Raw genomic sequence first — 21,872 nt, 5'->3', positions numbered from 1 at the left:
TATTTCTAGTAAAACTATGACACGAATACGTGATGTTTTATAATGCTTTTTGTTTGCGGCCTACTAATAAATGATAAAGCGGGATACAGATGATAATAATTGGAATCATCATTGTGAAAATCATGCGATACGTCGTATGTGGCTCGATAAAGCCTAAGATGAACGGACCAACCCCTAAACCTAAATCATATAAAATAAAGTATGTTGATGTTGCTAAACCAAAACGGTGTGGCTCTGTTACTTTTACAGCAACGGTTTGTGCAATCGAGTTAAAGTTCCCGTAACCAAAACCAATTAACGCCGCAGCGACAAGTAACATCCAACCTGCAGATGCCTGGCTAAATAGCACCATGCCGAGAGCAAAGACAATTATACACGGGTACACAATTAAATTGGGCCCGCGCGAATCCATCAACTTCCCTGTAAATGGACGTGAGAAAATAATAACAATGGCATACACTAAGAAGAAATAGCTTGCCGCCTCCACTAAATCGATTTGCTTCGCATAAAATGTTATGAATGACATAACCCTGAATATGAGAAACCAATTAGTAACGCAATAAATGACACAGGAATTGCTTTTGGTTCGATGAATTTTTCAAGTAAAGACAATTTCTTTTCTTCTTTTGGATCTACCTTTTTCATCGTAATTGTAATTTTTGCGAAGAAGAAGCCGATTAAAATAAGGACTGATAATATAATATTTAAATAGAAAATCACATCAAAGCCGTTTTCTAGCTTCATTAAGAACATCCCGATAAACGGTCCAATCGCTGTGGCTAAAATGGCACTTAAACTAAAGTAGCCAATTCCTTCCCCTTTACGTGATGCTGGTAAAATGTACGCAACAATGGTACCTGTCGCTGTCCCAATTGTTCCGACTGCAATCCCTTGTAGTAAACGAATTGTTAATAAATAACCAACGCCCCACTCTAATAAATAAAGTGCTGACATAATAAATAATCCAATCAGACCGATTAATAATATTTTTTGAGGTCCAATTGCCCCGATTAGTCGACCTGCTCCAAGTCGACCTACTAATGTACCGATAATAAAAATACTCGATACAAGCCCTGCGATACTTGTTGAAACACTGTACGTTTCAACCGCATAGCTCGATATTGTTACCATAAGTAAGAAAAACATCAAAATCGACATAAAGTTAATAACTGAAACGATAATGAAATCCTTCGTCCAAATGGATTCTTTTACTTCACTCATTAAAATCCTCCTTCAAACGTGCCTCCATGTCGAACAGCACTTGCTGAAATTCGCCCTTTTGCTGTTGTGTTAACACGCTTAATAAATGTTTTTGTAGATTTTTAATTTCCGGGGAAATAGTTTCGTGCAATTTTTCGCCCTTTTCTGTCAGGCTTAAATATTTTTCGCGTTTGTCTTCCCCTTGCTTTGTTTGGACAAGTTCATGTTTCATAAGCGTTTTTACATTAGCTGATACAGTTGGCTTTTCAACATCCCAATATTTTGCGATTTGACTTGTCGTCGCTACTTGCTCTTCGTATAAAAAATTTAGTAATGACCAGTTCGAGCTTGATAGCTCATATGGTGCCAATAACGCTGAAAGGTGCGCCATATATTTTCTATGAAAACGATGCACTTGTAAAAAGAATGTCATCTTTAATCCTCCAAGGAAATTAGTTAGTTAGCCTAACTAATTAAACAGAAAAATAGCATGAATGTCAATAGAATAAAAAAAAGGCGATGAAATTCGCATACGATTTCATCGCCTTTAAATACTATTTTAAAAGAAAATTAATAATAAAATACCTACTAAGAAACAGTAGTAGGTGAAGTAATGTAACTTCCCATTTTTCATGATACCCATGAACCAACGCATCGCGAAGTAGGTCATGAATAATGTTGCGAAGAATGTCACTGCATAAGGTAACGCGAGATCCATTTTGTTTGGCTCATCTAGAAAATCGCTTATTCCTAGTACAACACCGCCAAGACTTACCGGAATATAAAGCATGAATGAAAAGCGTAACGCCGTTTCTTGGTTCATGCCAACGCCGATTGCTGAAATAATCGTCGCACCCGAGCGGCTAATTCCTGGCGTTAATGCAACAGCTTGCCCTAACCCAACGATAAACGCATCTTTTGCTGTTAAATCCCCATCACGCTTCGAACCACGTAGATTACGGATCAACCATAATGCGATACCTGTTACAAATAGCATACAAGCAATAGTCGTCATGCTCACGCTATCCGCAATGATGTCACTTAGTAATACGCCTAATACACCTGCTGGAATCGAACCGATAATCACATACAAGGCAAAATTAAAATCTGTGCGGTAACGCGGATTACGTGTTTTAATAAACAGTAAAAACCCTGTAATTAAACGAATAATATCCTCGCGGTAAATGAACATTATCGCAAGCAGACTTGCCGTATTGGTTAAAATGGCAAATGTAAATCCTTGTTCCCCCATCCCTAAAACTTCACTAGCAATCATGACGTGACCACTCGAAGAAACTGGAATCGGTTCTGTGAAGCCTTGCACTAAACCGATAATTAAGTGCTTTAAAATTAAAATTAAATCAAAGTTTTCCATTGAAATCTCCTAAAACATTAGTATTGCGTACATGCATTTAGTTAGTCACTTTTTTAAGATAATACTGTTCACTAATGTGTGCTAGCGCCTTTGGTAATGTGCCATCTGATAATAAAAATAATTTTCGTGTTGCACGAGAAGCAATCGTATATAAAAGATATGCATCCATCTCCTCATGATATACATGCGCACTGGCATCCGCTAATACAACCGTTGTAAACTCAAAGCCCTTCGCCATATATCCTGGCATGATTAAAATGCCCTTCATATACACTTTTTGTTCCTCTGTTACGAGCTGCAATGTGGGGATAAGTGATTTTAAATCATTATATAACCGTTCACTTGCGGCTCTATTTTTGCACAAAATCACAAAGCTATCATCTTGTTCATAATGGGCAACGACTAATTGCTGAATCGTTTCAAGGAGCGCTTTCGTTTCAATCAATTGCGGCTTGTCCCCTGAAACACCCAGTGAAAGCGTCGTTGTGTTGTGTAGAATAGCGCTCATAAAGTCCGTAATTTCATTGGTTGAACGGTATGATTTGTTTAATTCGATTACTTTAAAATGCTTTGATAATGGACCTGCTAGTGAATCCTTCATTTGTGGATGCACCATTTGATTTTTGTCTCCGAGTAATGTGTAATGCGCTTTTGGATGCATCGCTTTAATCGTTAATAATTGGAGATACGAGTAATCTTGAATTTCATCAATTACGATATGTTTAATTGTTTTGTCTGTATAGAGCCCTTTAATGACTGCTTGTAAATACATGATTGGTGCTAGATCTTCATATAACAGCTTATGCTGCTTTAGCTTTTCTGCAGTTGTTGCTTGGATGCTCTGCGTGAATAAATTGTCATTACGAAACGTTAGTGATTGCAAGTACATTTTGTTCAAATTAACAAAGCCGAGCTGTTCTATCGTCACTTCGAGCTTACCGTATTTCTTTTGTACATCTTGATAGGCTTGTTGCTCCAGCTCCTTATCGGAACCAATATAGGCGTTAACCGCGCGCAATTCTTTTATACGCTTGCGCTGTTCTTTATTTTTGCGCTCCTGCAATTTCGTTTGTAGCAAGGTACGAATTTTTTTCAGACGAAAATCAACATCTAGCCCGCCAAACTTTTCATAAAATAGCTGTGAGATTTTTTTCGCTGAGGCAAACACGTCATCCCCCATTTTCAAATTGTAGAACGGCATCCCTGCTTTTTTAATGCTCTCCATATAATTTAATAATTGTTTCACATACAAATGTGACCCTTTAAATGCGTAATGCTCACGAGCTACTTCGTCTGCTATTTGCAGGCGTTCGATATTTTCATAATTCGTCTCACAGTCGTAGCGCGATAATTTTAAATCGCGTAATAATCGGTAGTAAGTCGTATGCTGCACGTTTTCCTCGCCTAACTCTGGTAAGACATTCGAAATATAGTCATTGAACAAATCAGACGGTGAAATTAGTAAGATGCTGCGCGCATTCATCGTTTTACGGTATTCATAAAGTAAAAAGGCAATTCGCTGCATCGCAACCGACGTCTTCCCACTACCAGGAGGTCCGAGCACGATTAAATTATCCTGATTTGATGAACGAATAACGGCATTTTGATCACTTTGAATCGTTGCGACAATCGACTTCATTTTTTCCTTCGCTGTATCTGCTAGTAATCCTTGTAATACCTCATCGCCAACATAAACATCCGCATCAAATAACTGAATGAGTTCATCATACTTCACTTTATATTGACGACGACCTTCAATCACAACATCGATATATTCCCCGTCTGGAATTTGATAGCGCGATAATCCGACCTTGTTTTCATAAAACAGACTCGAGATTGGTGCGCGCCAGTCAAAGATTAATACATCATCTGTCTCTGGCTCGCGAAATGTCGATAAGCCAATGTATAAATGCTCTTTTTCGCCTTGTTCGTTTTCAATTGAAATACGCCCAAAATAGGGACTTTTATATAAGATTTTTGTCTTGGCTAATTGTTCGCTCGCATTTAAATATTCACGTTCTCGCAGTTGCATCGTTTGTAGCATTTGCGAAAACTGAATCGCATTTTCTCCTGATACATCATTAAATTCAGAAGACGCTTGCGTACGCTCTTCCACAATGTCGCCCTTTTGTCTTTTTAATTGGATTTCTAATGCCTCGACCTGCTTTTTTAATAGCTCGCTCATTTGCTTCAAATGTGCTTGTTCTTGTTGCCAAATTGTTTGTTCCATATTGGATTCGCCCCCACTTGCTGTCGAAAATTAGAAAACATATCTCGTTATAAAACGTGTGCGATTAGATGTTTTTTTATGTGGATTCTTTGAAAGCTGATTCTTTATTATCCACCAAATTTACAAATTCACGTAAAAATATATGCTACATCAAATTGTCTCGTGATTCAAATCTCGTCTATTTCCTCCGTTTTTCTTCGCCCTTTTTAAAATGCCATCGCTACTATTTCAAAAAAAGTCCTAACGACACATTTTGTTCATATTTGAATTGCTTTTTTCGAACACAAAAATTTATTTCATATTGCCCATTTCTTCCTATTTTCTTGGCATTTGAGAAAAAGACTTTGAAATGTTTATTTTTGGTTAGGTCTCTTTATTTCCTTATATTTCGATTGAAATTTTGTTTTTTTTTGCATAAATTTCATTTTTATTTCACTTTAGCGTAGTTCGATAATTACTGTAAATAACCAATTTTATACATTTTAAAGCATCAATCTCTACTAGCATACTATGATTTAATCGAGCCATTTTCATTCACTTTCTAGCATTTCGTAACAATTTAGCTACATTTTAATCCATTAATAATCAAAATTCCACGTTATGATGAAAAGAGAAATACATAATTCGAAAGGAGTAGTCATTATGAAAAAAGTCATATTTTTTGAAGTACAAGGTGGAAGCGATAAAGGTCCAGATGGTCATCGCAAAGATACGATGCCAATGGTTGAGGCATTAAAGGAGCGCGGGCAAGAAGCAGAGGTCCTGTTTTTTGAAAACGAAAAGCGTGATGAAATTTTTAATTATGTAAAAGATAATGCCATTGCTTATGTTTCTCGTATCAATCCAGGGAACTTAAAGTATGAAGCGGAGTACTTTGAAATGCTACGTGAGTTATGTGTAGAAGGTGTGATTGGTATGCCACACCCTGATGCGATGATCGGTTACGGTGCGAAAGATGCGTTAGTAAAATTACGTCATACATCTTTAGTGCCTGAAGATACGTATGCCTACTATACGATTGAAGAGTTTAAAGAAATATTCCCGACATCATTAGCTAAAGGTGAGCGCGTATTAAAGCAAAACCGTGGATCTACGGGTGAAGGCATTTGGCGTGTGCAATTAGTGGATGCATTAGAAGATGATGTTACAGAAGTGCCACTAAACGCGAAAGTGAAATGCACAGAAGCAAAAGACAATCACGTTGAGTACCATGAGCTTAATGCATTTATGACATTTTGTGAGCAATACATCGTTGGCGCAAACGGCATGCTCGTTGATATGACATTCCTACCGCGCATTAAAGAAGGCGAAATTCGCTTATTCATGCTTCGTGATAAGCCAATTAACGTCGTACACAAAAAGCCAGCAGAAGATGCAGATGCATTCAGTGCGACATTATTCTCTGGCGCTCAGTATCGTTATGATAGTCCGGATGAATGGGCGACGCTTGTACATGGTTTCTTGGGTCAGCTAAGTGAAATAACGGAGCTATTAGGTGGCTATGATTTACCACTTATTTGGACAGCAGACTTCATTTTAGATACAGATGAAAAAGGTCAAGATACGTACATTTTAGGTGAGATGAACTGTTCATGTGTTGGCTTTACTTCTGAATTAGAGCTTGCTCACAATGTAGCAGAAGAAATCCTAGCGTGTATCAATGAAAAAGCAGCAGTTTTAGGCTAATAAAAAAGGAATCTCCCCGGCAGTTTAATTGCACGAGGGATTCCTTTTTCATGACTACTGCATATCAACGGCTTGCTTTGATAATGTTTTGGTCATTTCGCAATATTGAACGAATACACGTGCTAATTCACGTAAACGATTGTGTACCTCTTCATCGATAATTTTGTTATCTTTATCGAAATGATCTGCGTGTGTGTACACATAGTTTGGTGTCACTAAACAACGGAAGTAATCTAAAATGGGACGTAATTGATTTTCTAATACTAAATGGTGTTGGTAAGTACCACCATTTCCAACGATTGCAGCTGGTTTATAACGCATTGCTTTCGGTGGAATCATATCAAATGCATTTTTTAATACACCTGGGATAGAGGCTTGGAAAATTGGTGAAGCAAAGATATAGCCATCTGCTTCCTCAAATTTTTGAATCATCATTTTCATATCATCATTTAGCGGACTACCGTCTAAAATTTGGTGTTTTAGTTTCGAGAAATATAAAATTTCTAACTCTAATTCTGGATTGAAAGCTTGAATATATTGTTGAACCTGCTCTAAAACGACGCCAGTTTTACGACCAAAAATTGTGCCGTCAACAAGTAAAATTTTCATAGTTGTTCCTCCATATAACGAATTCTACTCATATTGTATCAGAACGGAGCATAGTTATTATAGGTAGTTGCTTGCAAAAGTTCAATTTCAGTCTTTCGGCCGACATCGTTATTTTAAGATAGAGTAACCCTTCAACCAATAGGATTCCTACTGCCGGATAATGCTAGTTATCTCGGTCCACCTCATTTATTTTACTGCGATCAAACACAACTTCCTTATCAACTGGTGGTAGTTCATCCTTTTTATACTTGTTCCAATTAAAACCGACCTCTTCCTCAGTAAAATGCTCTGGATTTTCTTCGGAGATTGGCATTTTCATCGTTACAATTTCATCGGATAAATAAATGGCGACCTTTTCTTGCTTTCCGTGTAGCGCCATCACTTTCATTGCTAAGGCAATTTGCTCTGCAGGAATCGAGCGAACTTTTTTTAGTGGTCCAACTAATAGTGGATTCATCACACTAAGTGCTTTGGCCCCTATCATTTCCCCGAGACGAAATTCACTGCGGTTTCCTGTAATTAGTGAAGGCCTGACAATCGATAATCTCGAGAAATCCATTTTAATAAGCCCTGTTTCTAATTTGCCTTTCACACGACTATAGTATGCAAGAGCTTTTTCGTCTGCTCCCATGGCAGAAATAACGATAAAATGTCCGATACCTTTATTTTTTGCGAGTGCTGCAATGGTCATAGGATACTCAAAATCCACTTTTTCAAACGCTTCTCGTGTCCCTGCTTTTTTTATCGTTGTCCCTAAACAGCAAAATACTTCATGTGCAAATTCAATATCACTTTCAGCAATTTGATCAAATTCACGCAATGTCACGATTAATTTTGGATGAAAATAATCGAGTGGTCTTCGTGAAATAACATTAACCGCAGCATATTCTTCACTTTCGCACAATAATTTCACCAATGTCGAACCGACCAATCCTGTTGCTCCAACGACTAAAGCTGAGCGCATTTCTTTCATTACCTTCACCCTTTCTTTTGGTTCATCACAGTAACATCAGGTTGATTTTTATTTGTATTCGTAGTGTCATTCATTTAACCTGGTTAAATGCGTCTGATAATACCGCTTGCGCTATCGCGAGGCGGTGGGTATTGATCAAGTTTATCCTCTATTCTTAGTGAATTTTGAATCATAGTTCGTTATTAAAATGAAAGTGAATGCCATGGTTTATTTATGATGAACACACTTTCCTATAAACTATTTTAATTTTTATAAAAGATACTTTATCGAATAAATCTTTTCTAAAAACAACTTATTAAAAAAATTGTATTTCAAATAGAGTGACGCGAAGCGCAGGGGGCGACTCCTTGGGGATTAAGCGGAGGGCACTGAAAAAGTCCCGCAGTCGCTTTTTTTCATAGTATAATAAAATTAATTAATTACAGGCGGTGTGACCATGATTCCTAAACAAGAAACCCTAAATTTAAGCCCTTATATGGCTCTTTATGATTTAATCATTCCAAAAGATAATATGCTTCGCCAAATCAATGAACTTGTTGATTTTTCATTTATTTTGGATGAGCTAAAAAATAAATATTGTTTAGATAATGGTCGAAATGCCATCCCACCGATTCGTATGTTTAAATATCTACTTTTAAAAGTGATACATGATCTATCGGATGTAGATTTAGTTGAACGTTCAAAATATGATATGTCATTCAAATATTTCTTAGATATGGCGCCAGAAGATGAAGTCATTAATCCAAGTTCTCTCACAAAATTCCGTCGTCTTCGACTTCAAGATGTGAATCTCTTAGATTTATTAATTCAAAAGACCGTTGAAGTTGCTTTAGAAAAAGACATTCTTACGAGTAAAATGCTTATAGTCGACGCAACACATACAAAAGCACGTTTTAATCAGAAATCTCCTAAAGAATTTTTACAAGAAAAAGCGAAAAATGTGCGTAAAGCTGTTTATCAAATTGATGAACAAATGAAAGAAAAATTTCCTGTCAAGCCAACAACAAATGAGCTAGAAGATGAATTAGCTTACTGCCATCAAGTGGTACAAGTCGTTGAAACACAATCAAAAATGGCACAAGTTCCAGCTGTACAAGAAAAGTTAAATGTTTTAAAAGAAGTGATTGAAGATACAAACTTTCATCTTAGTTACTCAAGTGACCCAGATGCACGTGTTGGTCATAAAACAGCGGACTCCTCTTTCTTTGGATTCAAAACCCATATTGCGATGAGTGATGAACGAATTATTACAGCGGCAGTGGTAACGACGGGCGAAGCAAGCGACGGGCACTACTTGAAAGAGTTAATTGAAAAAAGTAAAAGCACAGGCATGGCATTCGATACCCTATTAGCAGACACAGCGTATTCAAGTAAAGAGAATTTAACCTATGTCAAAGATGAAAAAATTCAACTCGTATCAAAACTACACCCATTAATTACGAATGGACATAAAAAAAATGACTTATTTACTTTCAATAAAGACGCTGACTTATACGTATGTCCAGCAGGGCATTTAGCAAAAAGAAAAGCGATTGTGAAAAGACCTGACGAATCCAAAAGAAACGATCAATTGAAATATTACTTCGATATTAAAAAATGTAAGGTTTGCCCTATCAAAGAAAATTGTTATAAAGAAGGTGCTAGAACAAAAACCTATAACGTAACAATTAAATCAACAGAGCATGTAGAACAGGAAGAATTTCAAAATACGGAGGAATTCAAAAAACTTTCTAAAGAACGTTATAAAATTGAGGCAAAAAATAGTGAATTAAAGAATGGGCACGGCTATCATACGGCAAATAGCACGGGTCTATTTGGCATGGAAATACAAAGTGCCACAACCATCTTTGCGGTCAATTTAAAACGGATATTAAAACTAATAAACTTAAAAGAATAAGGAATAGACAAAGTAATAAGACATTTTCTGTTGAAATTGAACCGAACATGCCTTATTTTTTTATGTCAAAAGGGATTCAATCTAAAAAACGATAGTTTTTCAGTGCCCTCGATTAAGCGTGTGCGGAATATCCACTTGTTGCTTGCCGCCGTAGAGGCAAGTAACAAGTTAGATGGAGCCACGCCCCCAGGAAAGCGTCCCCCGTAGCGTAGCAGAACGGACTTGATTAAAAAGGAATCACTTTCAATCAAAATTATGTCATCTCCAACTTATGGCGACGATCCTTTATTTTCAAATTTTTCTTCCTTATCCCATATTCTCTCTATACATACTTTCGGACAAATTACCATATTTTATAGGGATAGCGGAAAGGATGGGATTGTATTGCCAAAAAAGAAAATTGTATGGATCGTGGAGCATTGCGAAACGAAAGGTACTTATGCATTCGAACGAGCGGTCACTTTAGCAAACCTTTTGCAGGAGGAAACCGTTTTTCTTTTTATAAAGACAAACAATACGCGAATCATTAATGAATTGGCACAGACGAAGTTAACGATTATTTTGTTCGATCATTTTCACGAAATTAAGAAAAAATTACGGGAGCTCGAACCGCAATTAGTAATTCATGATGGAAAAGATACGCAAGTAGAGCAAATTGAAATGATTCGTCCGTTTTGCACAACGCTTGTCCATTTTGATGATTTTGGACTCGGTGCACAGCTTACAGACTGTCATTTAATCGCATTATTTGAAGAATCCTATGAGCAGCCACTCGCACATGAGCTTGCGGGTAGCTATGCATTTGCCGTACCACCAAACTTAGAAGCAACCGCAAAACGAATCCTCGCCAATCCTGATTGTTCAATTAAAGATACGTTGCCTCATATCGTCATTGCATTTGAAGATGGGGACGCAAATAATTTAACGTACCGTACACTACGTCATTTAACACAACTTCAGATTCCGTTGAAAATTTCCGTTGCAGTGGATGATGACTATCATCATGATGTTGATAGTTTGCAAATGATGGCCCTAAGTCGACGTAACACCGAAATCGTTCGACGTCCAGATGCCCTACTTCACCTAATGCCACAAGCAGACTTAATCATTTGTAATTCGAATTACACACCGTATAAAATTGCCGCGGCTGGTATTCCGTGCATTACAACCGCACAGCATGAATCTGAACTAGGCTATGCATTTTCACGAGAGGCTAATGGTTTTATTCATATTGGGCTCGGTAGAAAAATGAAACAATCGATTTTGCAAAATGCTGTCATGGAACTGTTATTACATGATCAACGCCGAGAAAGAGCCGTTCGTAAGCAGCGTTCGCTCGAAATCTTAACGAACAATGAAATTTTACAAACTTTGCTACTCGATTTAGCTTATTCTCGTCATAATATTGCACTCATATAGTGAAAAAAACTTGTGCCTTGTGATACAATACTAAAAGAATAATTTTGGTTATCAGAAGGAGCTATCACAATGCTAACAAAGGACCAGCTACAACAAGAAATCGCTGAATTAAAGATGGATTATATCAATCTTCAAGGCGATATGGAAAAGCTAGAATCAGTCGGTCATCCAGATTCAGTGAAACAAGCGCTTGTACGTCTTGAAAATATGGAAGTAAGACTTGCAGAACTAAATAAACAGCTCGCAGCATTATAGGCCTGCGAGTTTTTTTTGAGTAAATAATAGATATTTTAAACATTCGGAGGAATATACATGGCAATTTTAACAGTTGAAAATTTAGGTCATTCATTTGGTGACCGTACATTATTTAAAGACGTAACGTTTCGTTTAGTTGAAGGTGATCACATTGGTTTAGTTGGTGCAAATGGTGTTGGTAAATCAACATTAATGAGCATCATCACTGGCCAAGCCATTCATGATGAAGGGAAAGTAGAATGGCTACCAAATACACATTACGGCTATTTAGATCAACATACTGTCCTTACTGCCGGCCGTACAATGCGCGACGCCTTACGCGATGCCTTCCTTCCTTTATACAAAAAAGAAGAAGAATTAAATGCCATCACAGCGAAAATGTCTGAGCCAGACGCTGATTTTGACCAATTATTAGCAGATATGGCTGAAATTCAAGATGCACTAGATGCAGGTGATTTCTACACATTAGATATGAAAATCGAAGATGTAGCACGTGGTTTAGGTTTAGACGCTATTGGCCTTGAACGTGATGTAGCAGCCCTTTCTGGTGGTCAACGTACGAAAGTTTTACTAGCAAAACTTTTACTTGAAAAACCAAAAGTATTATTACTAGATGAGCCTACCAACTATCTTGATGAAGAGCATGTCACTTGGTTAAAGAACTATTTGAAAAACTATCCACATGCATTCCTTTTAATTTCGCATGATACAGAATTTATGAATGAAACGGTAGATGTCATTTTCCAATTGGAGTTCTCTAAATTAACACGTTACACAGCAACTTATGAAAAATTCTTAGAGCTTGCTGAGATCAATAAACGTCAGCATATCGACGCATACGAAAAGCAACAAGAGTTCATCAAAAAACAAGAAGACTTCATCAATCGTAACAAAGCGCGTTATTCAACTTCTGGCCGTGCAAAATCTCGCGAAAAACAACTTGGCCGTTTAGAGCGTATTGACCGCCCTGAAACAGCTGTGAAGCCTGAATTTGGCTTTAAAGAAGCGCGCACACCTAGCCGCTATGTAGTAGAAGCAATGAACTTAGTCATTGGTTACGATAAAGAAAAACCTTTACTTCCACCACTTACATTCGAAATCGAGCGCGGTGAAAAGATTGCCCTTGTCGGCATGAACGGTGTTGGTAAATCAACATTACTAAAAACAATGCTTGGTAAAGTACAACCACTTGATGGGAAGGTTATTTTAGGTGATTATCTGGAGCCTTCATACTTCGAACAAGAAGTAAAAGCAGACAAAATTACACCAATTGACGACGTATGGAATGCCTTCCCTTCTATGGAGCAAGCATCTGTCCGTGCAGCATTAGCAAAAGCTGGTTTAAAAACAGATCACATTACACGCCCATTGAACTCATTATCAGGTGGGGAACAAGCAAAAGTACGTTTATGTAAATTAATGATGGACCCTGCGAACATCTTAATCTTTGACGAACCAACAAACCACTTAGACGTGGATGCAAAAGAAGAATTAAAACGTGCCATGAAAGAATTCAAAGGGACAATCGTTCTCGTATCACATGAACCTGAATTCTACGACGGATTAGTATCGAAAATTTGGAACGTCCAAGATTGGTTCACAACGGGTGAAACAAACGAGTTAAACGAATTTAAGTAATAATTTCAGTAGTTAGCACGCTCAATTTTTATTGGGGGTGCTTTTTTCTATTGGGCAACTTCATAAATGCTTGTTTTTCTAATAAAGTGGGATTTGGGGTAGTCATTTGGCGGGCTCAGCACACATTCACAAAGCCTCTTTGCAGAGTCTTTCGCGAATGTTCTTTGTGCTGTGTGTAAGGCCCGCCGATATCAGGTGTGTCTTTACCAACCTTTTTAAATATCGTAGGCGCTGTGCTATCGCAAGGCGCAGGTTTTTCTATATATCAAAGCATTTCCTTCTAAAATAGTGGATATTTCGGGATAATCATTCGGCAGGCTCAGCACACATTCACAAAGCCTCTTTGCAGAGTCTTTCGCGAATGTTCTTTGTGCTGTGTGTAAGGCCCGCCGATATCAGGTGTGTCTTTACCAACCTTTTTAAATATCGTAGGCGCTGTGCTATCGCAAGGCGCAGGTTTTTCTATATATCAAAGCATTTCCTTCTAAAATAGTGGGGATTTGGGGATAGTCATTCGGCGGGCTCAGCACACATTCACAAAGCCTCTTTGCAGAGTCTTTCGCGAATGTTCTTTGTGCTGTGTGTAAGGCCCGCCGATATCAGGTGTGTCTTTACCAACCTTTTTAAAATACCGTAGGCGCTATGCTAAGCAAGGCGCGGTCTTCTAAAAAAAATAGCTATTCCTATGTAAATGATTAAGGTATTATCACTGCATTTCAATTGCTTTATTTAGCAAATTCATTTTATTTATGAACGGCGCCTTTGCTTGCAACAGTGCCTTACTTCTTTAAACACAATTTAATAGACTATGCCTTATTTGGCAGGCTTTGCATAAAGCGCAAAGATGAGTCGTACAGATTTGTGCAACAAAGCTGTGCGATTCATGCACTTAGCCCGCCAAACCCCATACACTTCCTTAGCCCCTTAAATAGGACTAGCTATGACAATTCCCTTGCCTCACTATATTTAGCAGATTCGTTCTATTAAACAAACGGCGCCTTTGCTTGCAACACTGTCACAGTTTCTTTACAAAACTGTAATATAAAAACTGAAACTTTTTATTTTCAAATACGTATAAATTATTAGTAAAACGGGTAAACATATAATGGAAATAAAACTCAAATAACAGTTGCAACACAAGTAGCTTACTGGTAAGATATATTTACAGATAAATGTCTTACAACTAAGCTATCACCAAACGATTATGGGAAAGCGAGGAAAAAACATGACAGTAACAATCTATACTCAATCAAGCTGTTCCTCATCACGAAAAGCATTAAAATGGTTAAATGAAAACAACATTGCTTACACGGAAAAGAGAACAACTTCTCAACCTTTAACATTAGCTGAATTTAAACATATTTTAAGTATGACAGAAGATGGCACCGATGAAATCATTGCAACAAACTCAAATGATTTCAAAAACTTAGCCGTTGATATCGACCAACTTTCAATTCAAGAGCTCTATAATTTAATTCAGCAACATCCACGTATGTTGCGTAGCCCTATTTTACTTGATGAAAAACGCATTCAAATCGGCTATAACGAAATGGACATTCGCCGTTTCATTCCACGTAAGGTGCGTGCATTTGAATTAAATGCACTACAACAACTGGCCGTAGAATAGCGATTACATTTGGAGTTGACACTTATGAATGAGCCTAAACGCGAGCAATTATCGACACTTTTTGAAACGATGACTTCTTTAGAACGCAAAATTGCGAATCAATGGAACAGTCACGATCTGCTTGGCTTTTCTAAATCTCATATTTTGATATTGGCTTTCCTTCACACAGAAGGTCCGAAGCGCCCCTCTGCCATTGCTGAAAAGTTAAAGGTTACTACGGGTGGTGTCACGGTTTTAACAACGAAGCTGATTAAAGCAGGATTAATCGAAAAGACGCAACATGAAACGGATCGCCGCGCTTCTCAAATTCATATTACAGGTGCCGGTATCCAAATGCTCGAACATACGCGCCAGCAAGTGGATGCCGTATTAGAGAATCTGTTTGGCATGTTGTCCGAAGATGAACTAAAAACCTTAACCAATATATTCGAAAAATGTGCGAGACTATAAAAAATGCTAGCCAATGATGGCTAGCATTTTTTTGTCTATTGTTTTGCAAAAGTCTCTTCTAAAATTTTACGATTTTTTTCATTGAACATATCATTATGTGACGACACCATTCCGTACGCATTGGCTTCAGGTTCAATATATAATTTCGCACTATTCACTGCTAATACGGCATCTTGGAAAGTTCCGACAAGAAGGTTCACTTTATCATCGTAGCTAATAATGTCCCCTGCTCCAAAAATTCCAGGTACTGACGTTTTACATTTACCTTCACTCATTAAATAATAGTCATCTTTCAAATCCGGATGATTTTTTTCATCATAAGTTAATGAAGTTTCACGGTTATACCCGTGGCTGATTAACACATCATCTACTGTCAACGTATGCTTTTCACCATTTTGATCAATGATTACTTGCTCAATAGCCGTTTTTTCACGGTTAGATAGGACTGTTTGAATTTCAGCATTTAGCATGATAGTCACACCATGCTGCTTTAATTTTTCGATTTGCGCTTCATGTGCAGTAAGCTGATCTTTTCGATAAACAACGGTTACTTCCTTTGCCACATATAATAATTCCACTGCCCAATCAATCGCGCCATTCCCGCCACCAGATACAAGAACTGATTTATCACGGAAACGTTCTAGCCCTAAAATTGTGTAATGCAAGTTCGTCATTTCATACTTTTCTGCACCTTCAATATCAAGCTTAATTGGGCTTAAAATCCCCCCACCGACTGCTACGATAATTGTTTTCGAATAATGTTTTTCGCCCGTTGCCGTTTCAATAACGAAATACTTTTCTTCTTTTTTAATTGTATCTACTTTCGTATTTAAGCAAATCGTTGGTGAGAAGATTTGCGCTTGCTCGATTAAGTTTTTAATAAAGTATTGTGCTTGAATGGGCGGTTGTCCTCCGATATCCCAAAGCATTTTTTCAGGATAAATATTAACTTTCCCTCCAAGTTCGGGTTGGAATTCAAGTATTTTTGTTTTCATCGTACGTAAACCGCTATAAAATGCACTATATAAACCAGCAGGACCGCCACCAATAATTGTTACATCATAAAGTTCCATCTGTATTCCTCCAAAAGTATCATTAACATCCTATTTCATATATCTCATTGCCTTTAGTATATCGATAATGATTCTCACTTTCAATTTAAATTATTCCAAATTCACAATGGCTTGCGTATTAAAAAAGCCATGGCAACCTTTTGCCATGGCTTTCGTTCTATTTATTAAGCTGGTAATAATGCGTCTTTCACGCCAACATCAGATAATAGAATTTCCTTTAAGCGTGCTTTTGCTCGGAATAAACGAGACTTAACCGTACCAATCGATACTTTCATCAGCTCTGAAATCTCAGCTAATGAAAATTGATCCACGTAAAAATACCATAATGTTTTTTGATAAATTGAATCCAATTGGACCATTTTTTCTTGAACTATTTTTGTAATCTCTGTTTTTTCAATCATTTCTTCTGTAGAAATTTCATTATTGGGAACCAAATCTAAAATCGGTACGTCTAATTGTTCAGGTTGATTCATCATATATTTGCTACGACGAACATTTTTGCGATAGCGGTCGCGGAATGTATTCATTGTAATCGTTGTAAGCCATGCTTTCACGTGGTCCACTTCTGTTACAGATGCTTCGTAGCGTACAACCTTTACCCAAACTTCTTGCATTAAGTCTTCTGCTTCATTTTGATTACGTGTTAATTTTAGGCATAGGTGATAAATGTAACGGTTGTATTCTTCGTACAAGTTGTTTAATAGTTCGTTCATGATATTGTCCTCCGATAAAGTTTATTTTATGTAAAGTCAATTTATGTTTAATTTGATAAAGTTTATTTCCTTGTGACTTTATTTTCCCAAAATAAATGCTTACACTCTATCGGATTGGCTTTCAATTACCTTACAATGATGTAAGTTATAGAGTAATCATTTGATTATATGAAATGTGCATTCCTCTACATACTACGCGTTTTCCATCTATCCCCTCACCTTACAATGTTTCCACTAAGCATGAAAATAACGCATTACACTTTTTAAAATCTTTTTCAAAGCTCGGTTGAATTACACTAATTTGTGCAAGGTTTCGTTCCTTTAAATAGGTACTTTCACTATGTAGTAAAAAGCCGTTTAATTCGCAAGTTTCTATGATTTGTGGCATTTTTTCATGCTGTATCGTTGCAATCATCGGATGTACATCCCCTACTATAAATGGCGCGAAGCTTGAATTTTTCACTTGTTCCATACGATTTACTAGTATTTCATAGCGTTCCGGATAAGCCTTTAACACCTCACTTACTGCTACGATCAAATGATGAGGCAGCGTGAATGGGATTTCTTTTTCGATAGAATAAGGTAAGTTCATATAAAGTGGTGCTTCACTTTTTGTTGGTGCTTCCTTACAAAAGATGAAAGAAAGACCGGCGATTGTTCCGAGTGACTTGCCACTTACTGCCGTCGCGTAATGTAAATCTTCCATTGAAAAAGGAAGTGATCCAAATGAGCTAATGCAGTCTGCACAAAGTTTTACATGATAGCGCTTTGTAAGCTCGGCTAATTTTTCAAGTGGATTTAATGCACTGTTGGACGTTTCACCGTGAACGAAAATTACGTAGCTGTAAGCATTCGTTTTTAGTGATTGTTCAATTAAGGTGATGTCAAAAGAGTTCCCCCAACCGAAATCAAGCGTATCCATTTGCAAATTCCACTGCTGTGCTTGTTTTTTCAAGCGACTGCCGAATTCCCCATTGATAAGGACAAGCCCTTTTTCCATTCCAAACTCACTTTTCAATTGTCCAAGCATTGCATCATTGGCAAGTGTCCCTGTGCCAACAAGTGGGATGACGACATTCGTTTTTGCTAATTTAAATAGCTTTTCTTTCATCAAATGGAGCTCTTGCTGAAATTTTTTAGAGCGATGCGATACAATCGACTGCTCAAGTGGGGATTGTAGTGCAACAGGACCTGGGTAAAACACCGCCGTTTGCTCACGTAATCGTTCACGAAACACGCTACTTGCCTCACGCGTTAGCACCATTGGTAAATACCGTGCTTCTTCTGTTCCTACTGGTGATGCGAATTGACGGAAACCCATTTGCGTATATAATCTTTCTTCACGCACTGTCCCAGAAATAACGCAGGCCGTATACCCTTTATCATAAGCATAACGATAGATAGCAGATGATAGCTTTGCAAAAACACGCCCGTTGCGATGTGCTTTTTTCACTGCAAGGAGGCGTAGCTCACATAAAAATCCGCATAAGTTTGCATCTAAATAGTGCTCGACTCCACCTAGTTTTTGATCAATTGAAAATGGTCGAACATCTCGAAAGGCAACCATTCCAACGATTTCCGTGTTTTTGTAGACAATAAGATAGACGTTTTCTTCATGAAATTTATCGATTAAACGATGTGATTCATTTTGCTCGTGCTGGGGAATCTCTTCAACAAATGTTTCATAGTTCAGTGCTGCAATCGCATCAAATTCTTGGTTTGCTGTCGCTATTTTACTCCAATACATTCGGCTTCACTCTTTCTATTATGCTATTTCGTTGTTTCCAAATAACGAGTAACAGAGCTATACACAAAATAATGCCGCCCTCTAATTTCCAAGAAACGAGCACACCGTAAAGCGCAAAGCCCACAACCATACTCAATGTTGCACTTTTTGTGAAAAGCATGCCTCCTAAAAATCCGACAATTAACCAAATGGTATAGAAAGGTGAAAACAAGAGCATCGCGCCAACAATCGTTGCTACCCCTTTACCACCTTTTCCTTTATTCCAAAACGGGTAGAGATGTCCGATGGTAACAGCAATGACTGCAAGTGCAATAGTTAGTTCAGGCAGTTCTAGCATACGTCCAGCTACTACAACGAAAGCCCCTTTTAACGCGTCTCCAACTGCAACCATGACAAATGCTGATTTCCCGAGTGTTCTTCCAGCATTTCGTGCGCCGAGATTCCCGCTATTTTCATTTTGTAAATTGACTCCTTTAAATTTGCCTACAATAGCCGCCATTAAAACGGTTCCGAGCAAATAGCTAAGGAGAATGTAGAGTACTTGCATACGTCACCTCTTAGTTCATTTGAATTTTATTTACTAATCGTATCGTATTTTACTACGCAATGGAATTCCGAATTTTCCGTGAACTTATTGTATGTATCTAGATAAGATGTTACGGTAAATTAAAAGCTTAGATAGGAGTTTTTCTATGTCTCGTAAATATATTGATGAACTATTAAACGAATTTTCAGAAGAAGAATTGGACCGTACCTATTATGTACTCGAAGATTTAAACTGCCAATTTCAATTCGAACGTCATTTAGCAAAAAAGGGCATTCAAATTGGAAATCTAGATTTAAATTTAGATACGGACTGGAATTCCCTACAATTACAACGAAAGTGGGATAAAACATTCGCTACTCTTACTGAGGATGAAAAGCGTGCGATTTATTTTTATAGCTATCGATGGCATATTTGTAGCTATGATAAGGTTAGCTGTTTAGATAGACAAGCAGCACGTGAAGCTTTTGACAAGGTAAAAAAATCCACATTATTTTTCATGTATGAACATGCTCGAAATGTTCAAACGTTTCAACATGCATCAACCATGACCTCAACAGATCTTGACTCACAAGATGATATTTACGTGTTCGATGAAACATTTAGCTGGACGTATATCCATACACATGAAGATTCGATTGGACCTTATTTTATTTGGAATGACCTTAAGGCAAAATAACTTATACGAACAAGTAGCTAAACAACAGCTCCTTGTTTTTTAATCCCTTTTCAGTACATCGGCAACACTACAAAATCGAGACATATGCTATACTTATTTCCATATTCGAAACATAGTGAACCTTCAATCAATGGTTCTCTTCCATTGATTGTTAGGCTTCACCAGTCGGAATTTTATGGGCAGTCAATTTCTATTTAAATTGTTACTACCCGTTAATTCGGGAAAAAGGGAGGCCATACAAGTTATGAGTCATTTACAAACATTAGATGCTTATTTTACAGAAAATCGTGAGCGTCATTTAGCAGAGTTAACCGAGTTTTTACGCATTCCTAGTATTTCTGCCTTATCGGATCATAAAGCCGATATGCAAACAGCGGCAAAATGGTTAGCTGACCACTTAAAAACGTTAAACATTGAAAACGTTGCAGTAGAAGAAACAGCGGGACACCCAGTTGTTTATGGTGAATGGTTACATGCAGAAGGCAAACCAACCATCCTTTTCTACGGTCACTACGACGTGCAACCCGTTGACCCACTTAACTTATGGGAAACGCCACCATTTGAGCCTTCTATTCGTGATAACAAGCTATTTGCGCGTGGTTCTTCAGACGACAAAGGCCAAGTATTCATGCACTTAAAAATGATTGAAGCGTTATTTGCAACAGAAGGCACATTACCTGTAAACGTTAAATTCATTTATGAAGGTGAAGAGGAAATCGGTAGCCCTTCTTTACCACAATACACAGAAGACAATAAAGAAAAATTAGCAGCGGATTTAATCCTAATCTCAGATACAGGTCTTTATGCAAAAGGTAAACCTGCAGTATGCTATGGCTTACGCGGTTTAACGGGCGTTCAAATTGATGTGCGCGGTGCAAAAGGTGACCTACACTCAGGGCTTTATGGTGGCGGTGTTCAAAATGCGATCCACGCATTAACAGAAATTTTAGCGTCATTCCGCGATGAGCACGGTACGATTCAAGTAGATGGTTTCTATGACAACGTGCTTCCATTATCTGATGAAGAGCGCCAAGCTTACCGTGAATTAGAATTTGATGAAGCTGCGATTAAAGAAGAAGTTGGCGTAAAAGAATTATTCGGTGAAGCTGGTTATTCTTACCTTGAACAAACATGGGCACGTCCAACATTAGAAATTAACGGCGTATTCGGTGGCTTCTCTGGTGAAGGGATTAAAACGGTATTACCTGCTGAAGCGGGCGCGAAAATTACATGCCGTCTTGTTCCAGATCAAGACCCTGAAGAAATCGTTGCTTTACTAAAAGCGCATATTGAAAAACACAAACCAACAGGTGTTGAAGTAAAAGTTTCTGAATTTGATAAAGGAAAACCTTACTTAACTCCATTCGATCACCCACTAATTCAAGCAGCTGGCCGTTCTTACGAAAAAGTTTATAACGTGCCAACAGCTTATACACGCGGTGGTGGCTCGATTCCAATCGTTGCAGCCTTCGATGAAATTTTAGATTTACCTGTAGTGTTAATGGGCTTCGGACTTTCAAGTGAAAACTTCCATGCGCCAAACGAACACTTCCATTTAGAAAACTTTGACCAAGGCTTACGCGTGCTTGGCGACTATATGTTCGAAGTAGCATCACTTAAATTTTAAAATGTGAAAGCACCGTCCCCTCAAATGTTATGGGAGACGGTGCTTTTTCTTATATAAATATAAACAAAAAAACTCCAATACCCACTATGCATTGGAGTTTTTCCTATTTTTCCGTACTTGACCATATAAA

18 protein-coding genes and 1 pseudogene are annotated in these 21,872 nt (G+C 37.7%); 9 read left to right on the top strand and 10 right to left on the bottom strand.

The genetic code is table 11. The features are described 5' to 3' along the window. Positions 1–37 precede the first annotated feature (37 nt). The 4 genes and pseudogenes from DCE79_RS01905 to helD all read right to left on the bottom strand — a co-directional run bounded on the left by DCE79_RS01905 (position 38) and on the right by helD (position 4,805). Positions 38–1,221, bottom strand: a pseudogene (locus tag DCE79_RS01905) (MFS transporter). Next, positions 1,214–1,633: a MarR family winged helix-turn-helix transcriptional regulator gene (locus DCE79_RS01900; RefSeq protein ID WP_108711441.1), complete on the bottom strand. Its 420-nt coding sequence runs from the start codon at positions 1,631–1,633 to the stop codon at positions 1,214–1,216. Before DCE79_RS01900 ends, DCE79_RS01905 begins: the two are co-directional and overlap by 8 nt. Positions 1,634–1,759: 126 nt before the next feature. Continuing rightward, positions 1,760–2,575 (bottom strand): undecaprenyl-diphosphate phosphatase, encoded by an 816-nt coding sequence (locus DCE79_RS01895; protein WP_108711440.1) that lies wholly within the window; start codon positions 2,573–2,575, stop codon positions 1,760–1,762. A gap of 37 nt (positions 2,576–2,612) precedes the next feature. Next, a complete protein-coding gene (gene helD, locus DCE79_RS01890) occupies positions 2,613–4,805 on the bottom strand; it encodes an RNA polymerase recycling motor HelD (RefSeq protein WP_108711439.1) in 2,193 nt (730 codons plus the stop codon). A 642-nt stretch (positions 4,806–5,447) separates the two neighbouring features. On the opposite strand from helD, the gene DCE79_RS01885 reads away from it, so the two are divergent. Further along, positions 5,448–6,491: a Cj0069 family protein gene (locus DCE79_RS01885; protein ID WP_234417308.1), complete on the top strand. Its 1,044-nt coding sequence runs from the start codon at positions 5,448–5,450 to the stop codon at positions 6,489–6,491. 54 nt (positions 6,492–6,545) lie between these two features. Here the strand turns inward: DCE79_RS01885 and DCE79_RS01880 are convergent, their stop codons facing one another. Both DCE79_RS01880 and DCE79_RS01875 read right to left on the bottom strand, forming a co-directional pair. Next, positions 6,546–7,100: an NADPH-dependent FMN reductase gene (locus tag DCE79_RS01880; protein ID WP_108711438.1), complete on the bottom strand. Its 555-nt coding sequence runs from the start codon at positions 7,098–7,100 to the stop codon at positions 6,546–6,548. A gap of 163 nt (positions 7,101–7,263) precedes the next feature. Next, entirely contained in the window at positions 7,264–8,073 is an 810-nt protein-coding gene (locus DCE79_RS01875; RefSeq protein WP_108711437.1) for a Rossmann-fold NAD(P)-binding domain-containing protein, read from the bottom strand. Between the two features lie 436 nt (positions 8,074–8,509). Here DCE79_RS01875 and DCE79_RS01870 point away from each other — a divergent pair, with 436 nt between their 5' ends. From DCE79_RS01870 to DCE79_RS01845, 6 genes are all read left to right on the top strand, one after another. Then, on the top strand, positions 8,510–9,970 hold the full coding sequence (locus DCE79_RS01870) for an IS1182 family transposase (RefSeq protein ID WP_108711276.1): 1,461 nt from the start codon (positions 8,510–8,512) through the stop codon (positions 9,968–9,970). A gap of 384 nt (positions 9,971–10,354) precedes the next feature. Further along, positions 10,355–11,389 carry a PseG/SpsG family protein gene (locus tag DCE79_RS01865; RefSeq protein WP_108711436.1) on the top strand — a complete coding sequence of 345 codons (1,035 nt, stop codon included), beginning with the start codon at positions 10,355–10,357 and terminating at the stop codon, positions 11,387–11,389. A gap of 69 nt (positions 11,390–11,458) precedes the next feature. Next, positions 11,459–11,644: an SE1832 family protein gene (locus tag DCE79_RS01860; protein ID WP_108711435.1), complete on the top strand. Its 186-nt coding sequence runs from the start codon at positions 11,459–11,461 to the stop codon at positions 11,642–11,644. Between the two features lie 57 nt (positions 11,645–11,701). Continuing rightward, positions 11,702–13,282, top strand: coding sequence for an ABC-F family ATP-binding cassette domain-containing protein (locus DCE79_RS01855; RefSeq protein ID WP_108711434.1), 1,581 nt, complete (start codon positions 11,702–11,704; stop codon positions 13,280–13,282). Positions 13,283–14,507: 1,225 nt separating this feature from the next. Continuing rightward, entirely contained in the window at positions 14,508–14,909 is a 402-nt protein-coding gene (gene spx, locus DCE79_RS01850) for a transcriptional regulator Spx (RefSeq protein WP_108711433.1), read from the top strand. Positions 14,910–14,933: 24 nt separating this feature from the next. Next, on the top strand, positions 14,934–15,359 hold the full coding sequence (locus tag DCE79_RS01845) for a MarR family winged helix-turn-helix transcriptional regulator (protein WP_108711432.1): 426 nt from the start codon (positions 14,934–14,936) through the stop codon (positions 15,357–15,359). A gap of 35 nt (positions 15,360–15,394) precedes the next feature. Here DCE79_RS01845 and DCE79_RS01840 read toward each other — a convergent pair whose 3' ends face one another. From DCE79_RS01840 to DCE79_RS01825, 4 genes are all read right to left on the bottom strand, one after another. After that, positions 15,395–16,432: an NAD(P)/FAD-dependent oxidoreductase gene (locus DCE79_RS01840; RefSeq protein ID WP_108711431.1), complete on the bottom strand. Its 1,038-nt coding sequence runs from the start codon at positions 16,430–16,432 to the stop codon at positions 15,395–15,397. Positions 16,433–16,596: 164 nt separating this feature from the next. Then, entirely contained in the window at positions 16,597–17,145 is a 549-nt protein-coding gene (locus DCE79_RS01835; protein ID WP_108711430.1) for an RNA polymerase sigma factor, read from the bottom strand. 220 nt (positions 17,146–17,365) lie between these two features. Next, positions 17,366–18,892: an aminotransferase class V-fold PLP-dependent enzyme gene (locus DCE79_RS01830; protein WP_108711429.1), complete on the bottom strand. Its 1,527-nt coding sequence runs from the start codon at positions 18,890–18,892 to the stop codon at positions 17,366–17,368. Next, on the bottom strand, positions 18,879–19,439 hold the full coding sequence (locus DCE79_RS01825) for a glycerol-3-phosphate acyltransferase (RefSeq protein ID WP_108711428.1): 561 nt from the start codon (positions 19,437–19,439) through the stop codon (positions 18,879–18,881). The genes DCE79_RS01830 and DCE79_RS01825 overlap by 14 nt, the downstream gene beginning before the upstream one ends. 145 nt (positions 19,440–19,584) lie before the next feature. On the opposite strand from DCE79_RS01825, the gene DCE79_RS01820 reads away from it, so the two are divergent. Beyond that, on the top strand, positions 19,585–20,115 hold the full coding sequence (locus DCE79_RS01820) for a DUF4275 family protein (protein WP_108711427.1): 531 nt from the start codon (positions 19,585–19,587) through the stop codon (positions 20,113–20,115). Positions 20,116–20,359: 244 nt separating this feature from the next. Beyond that, a complete protein-coding gene (locus tag DCE79_RS01815; RefSeq protein ID WP_108711426.1) occupies positions 20,360–21,742 on the top strand; it encodes a dipeptidase in 1,383 nt (460 codons plus the stop codon). Positions 21,743–21,872: the final 130 nt, after the last annotated feature.

Origin of the sequence: Lysinibacillus sp. 2017, assembly GCF_003073375.1 — a bacterium.
Classification (GTDB): Bacteria; Bacillota; Bacilli; order Bacillales_A; family Planococcaceae; genus Solibacillus.
The sequence above is the reverse complement of the archived record's forward strand: the minus strand, read 5'-3'. Positions and strand labels throughout refer to the sequence as shown.

What these genes read in the sequence shown, in the direction of transcription:
- DCE79_RS01835 (WP_108711430.1), bottom strand. Translation starts at nt 17,145, where the DNA reads ATGAACGAACTATTAAACAACTTGTACGAAGAATACAACCGTTACATT.
- DCE79_RS01820 (WP_108711427.1), top strand. Translation starts at nt 19,585, where the DNA reads ATGTCTCGTAAATATATTGATGAACTATTAAACGAATTTTCAGAAGAA.
- DCE79_RS01875 (WP_108711437.1), bottom strand. Translation starts at nt 8,073, where the DNA reads ATGAAAGAAATGCGCTCAGCTTTAGTCGTTGGAGCAACAGGATTGGTC.
- DCE79_RS01840 (WP_108711431.1), bottom strand. Translation starts at nt 16,432, where the DNA reads ATGGAACTTTATGATGTAACAATTATTGGTGGCGGTCCTGCTGGTTTA.
- DCE79_RS01815 (WP_108711426.1), top strand. Translation starts at nt 20,360, where the DNA reads ATGAGTCATTTACAAACATTAGATGCTTATTTTACAGAAAATCGTGAG.
- DCE79_RS01880 (WP_108711438.1), bottom strand. Translation starts at nt 7,100, where the DNA reads ATGAAAATTTTACTTGTTGACGGCACAATTTTTGGTCGTAAAACTGGC.
- DCE79_RS01900 (WP_108711441.1), bottom strand. Translation starts at nt 1,633, where the DNA reads ATGACATTCTTTTTACAAGTGCATCGTTTTCATAGAAAATATATGGCG.
- DCE79_RS01885 (WP_234417308.1), top strand. Translation starts at nt 5,448, where the DNA reads ATGAAAAAAGTCATATTTTTTGAAGTACAAGGTGGAAGCGATAAAGGT.
- DCE79_RS01845 (WP_108711432.1), top strand. Translation starts at nt 14,934, where the DNA reads ATGAATGAGCCTAAACGCGAGCAATTATCGACACTTTTTGAAACGATG.
- DCE79_RS01860 (WP_108711435.1), top strand. Translation starts at nt 11,459, where the DNA reads ATGCTAACAAAGGACCAGCTACAACAAGAAATCGCTGAATTAAAGATG.
- spx (WP_108711433.1), top strand. Translation starts at nt 14,508, where the DNA reads ATGACAGTAACAATCTATACTCAATCAAGCTGTTCCTCATCACGAAAA.
- DCE79_RS01825 (WP_108711428.1), bottom strand. Translation starts at nt 19,439, where the DNA reads ATGCAAGTACTCTACATTCTCCTTAGCTATTTGCTCGGAACCGTTTTA.
- DCE79_RS01855 (WP_108711434.1), top strand. Translation starts at nt 11,702, where the DNA reads ATGGCAATTTTAACAGTTGAAAATTTAGGTCATTCATTTGGTGACCGT.
- helD (WP_108711439.1), bottom strand. Translation starts at nt 4,805, where the DNA reads ATGGAACAAACAATTTGGCAACAAGAACAAGCACATTTGAAGCAAATG.
- DCE79_RS01830 (WP_108711429.1), bottom strand. Translation starts at nt 18,892, where the DNA reads ATGTATTGGAGTAAAATAGCGACAGCAAACCAAGAATTTGATGCGATT.
- DCE79_RS01895 (WP_108711440.1), bottom strand. Translation starts at nt 2,575, where the DNA reads ATGGAAAACTTTGATTTAATTTTAATTTTAAAGCACTTAATTATCGGT.
- DCE79_RS01870 (WP_108711276.1), top strand. Translation starts at nt 8,510, where the DNA reads ATGATTCCTAAACAAGAAACCCTAAATTTAAGCCCTTATATGGCTCTT.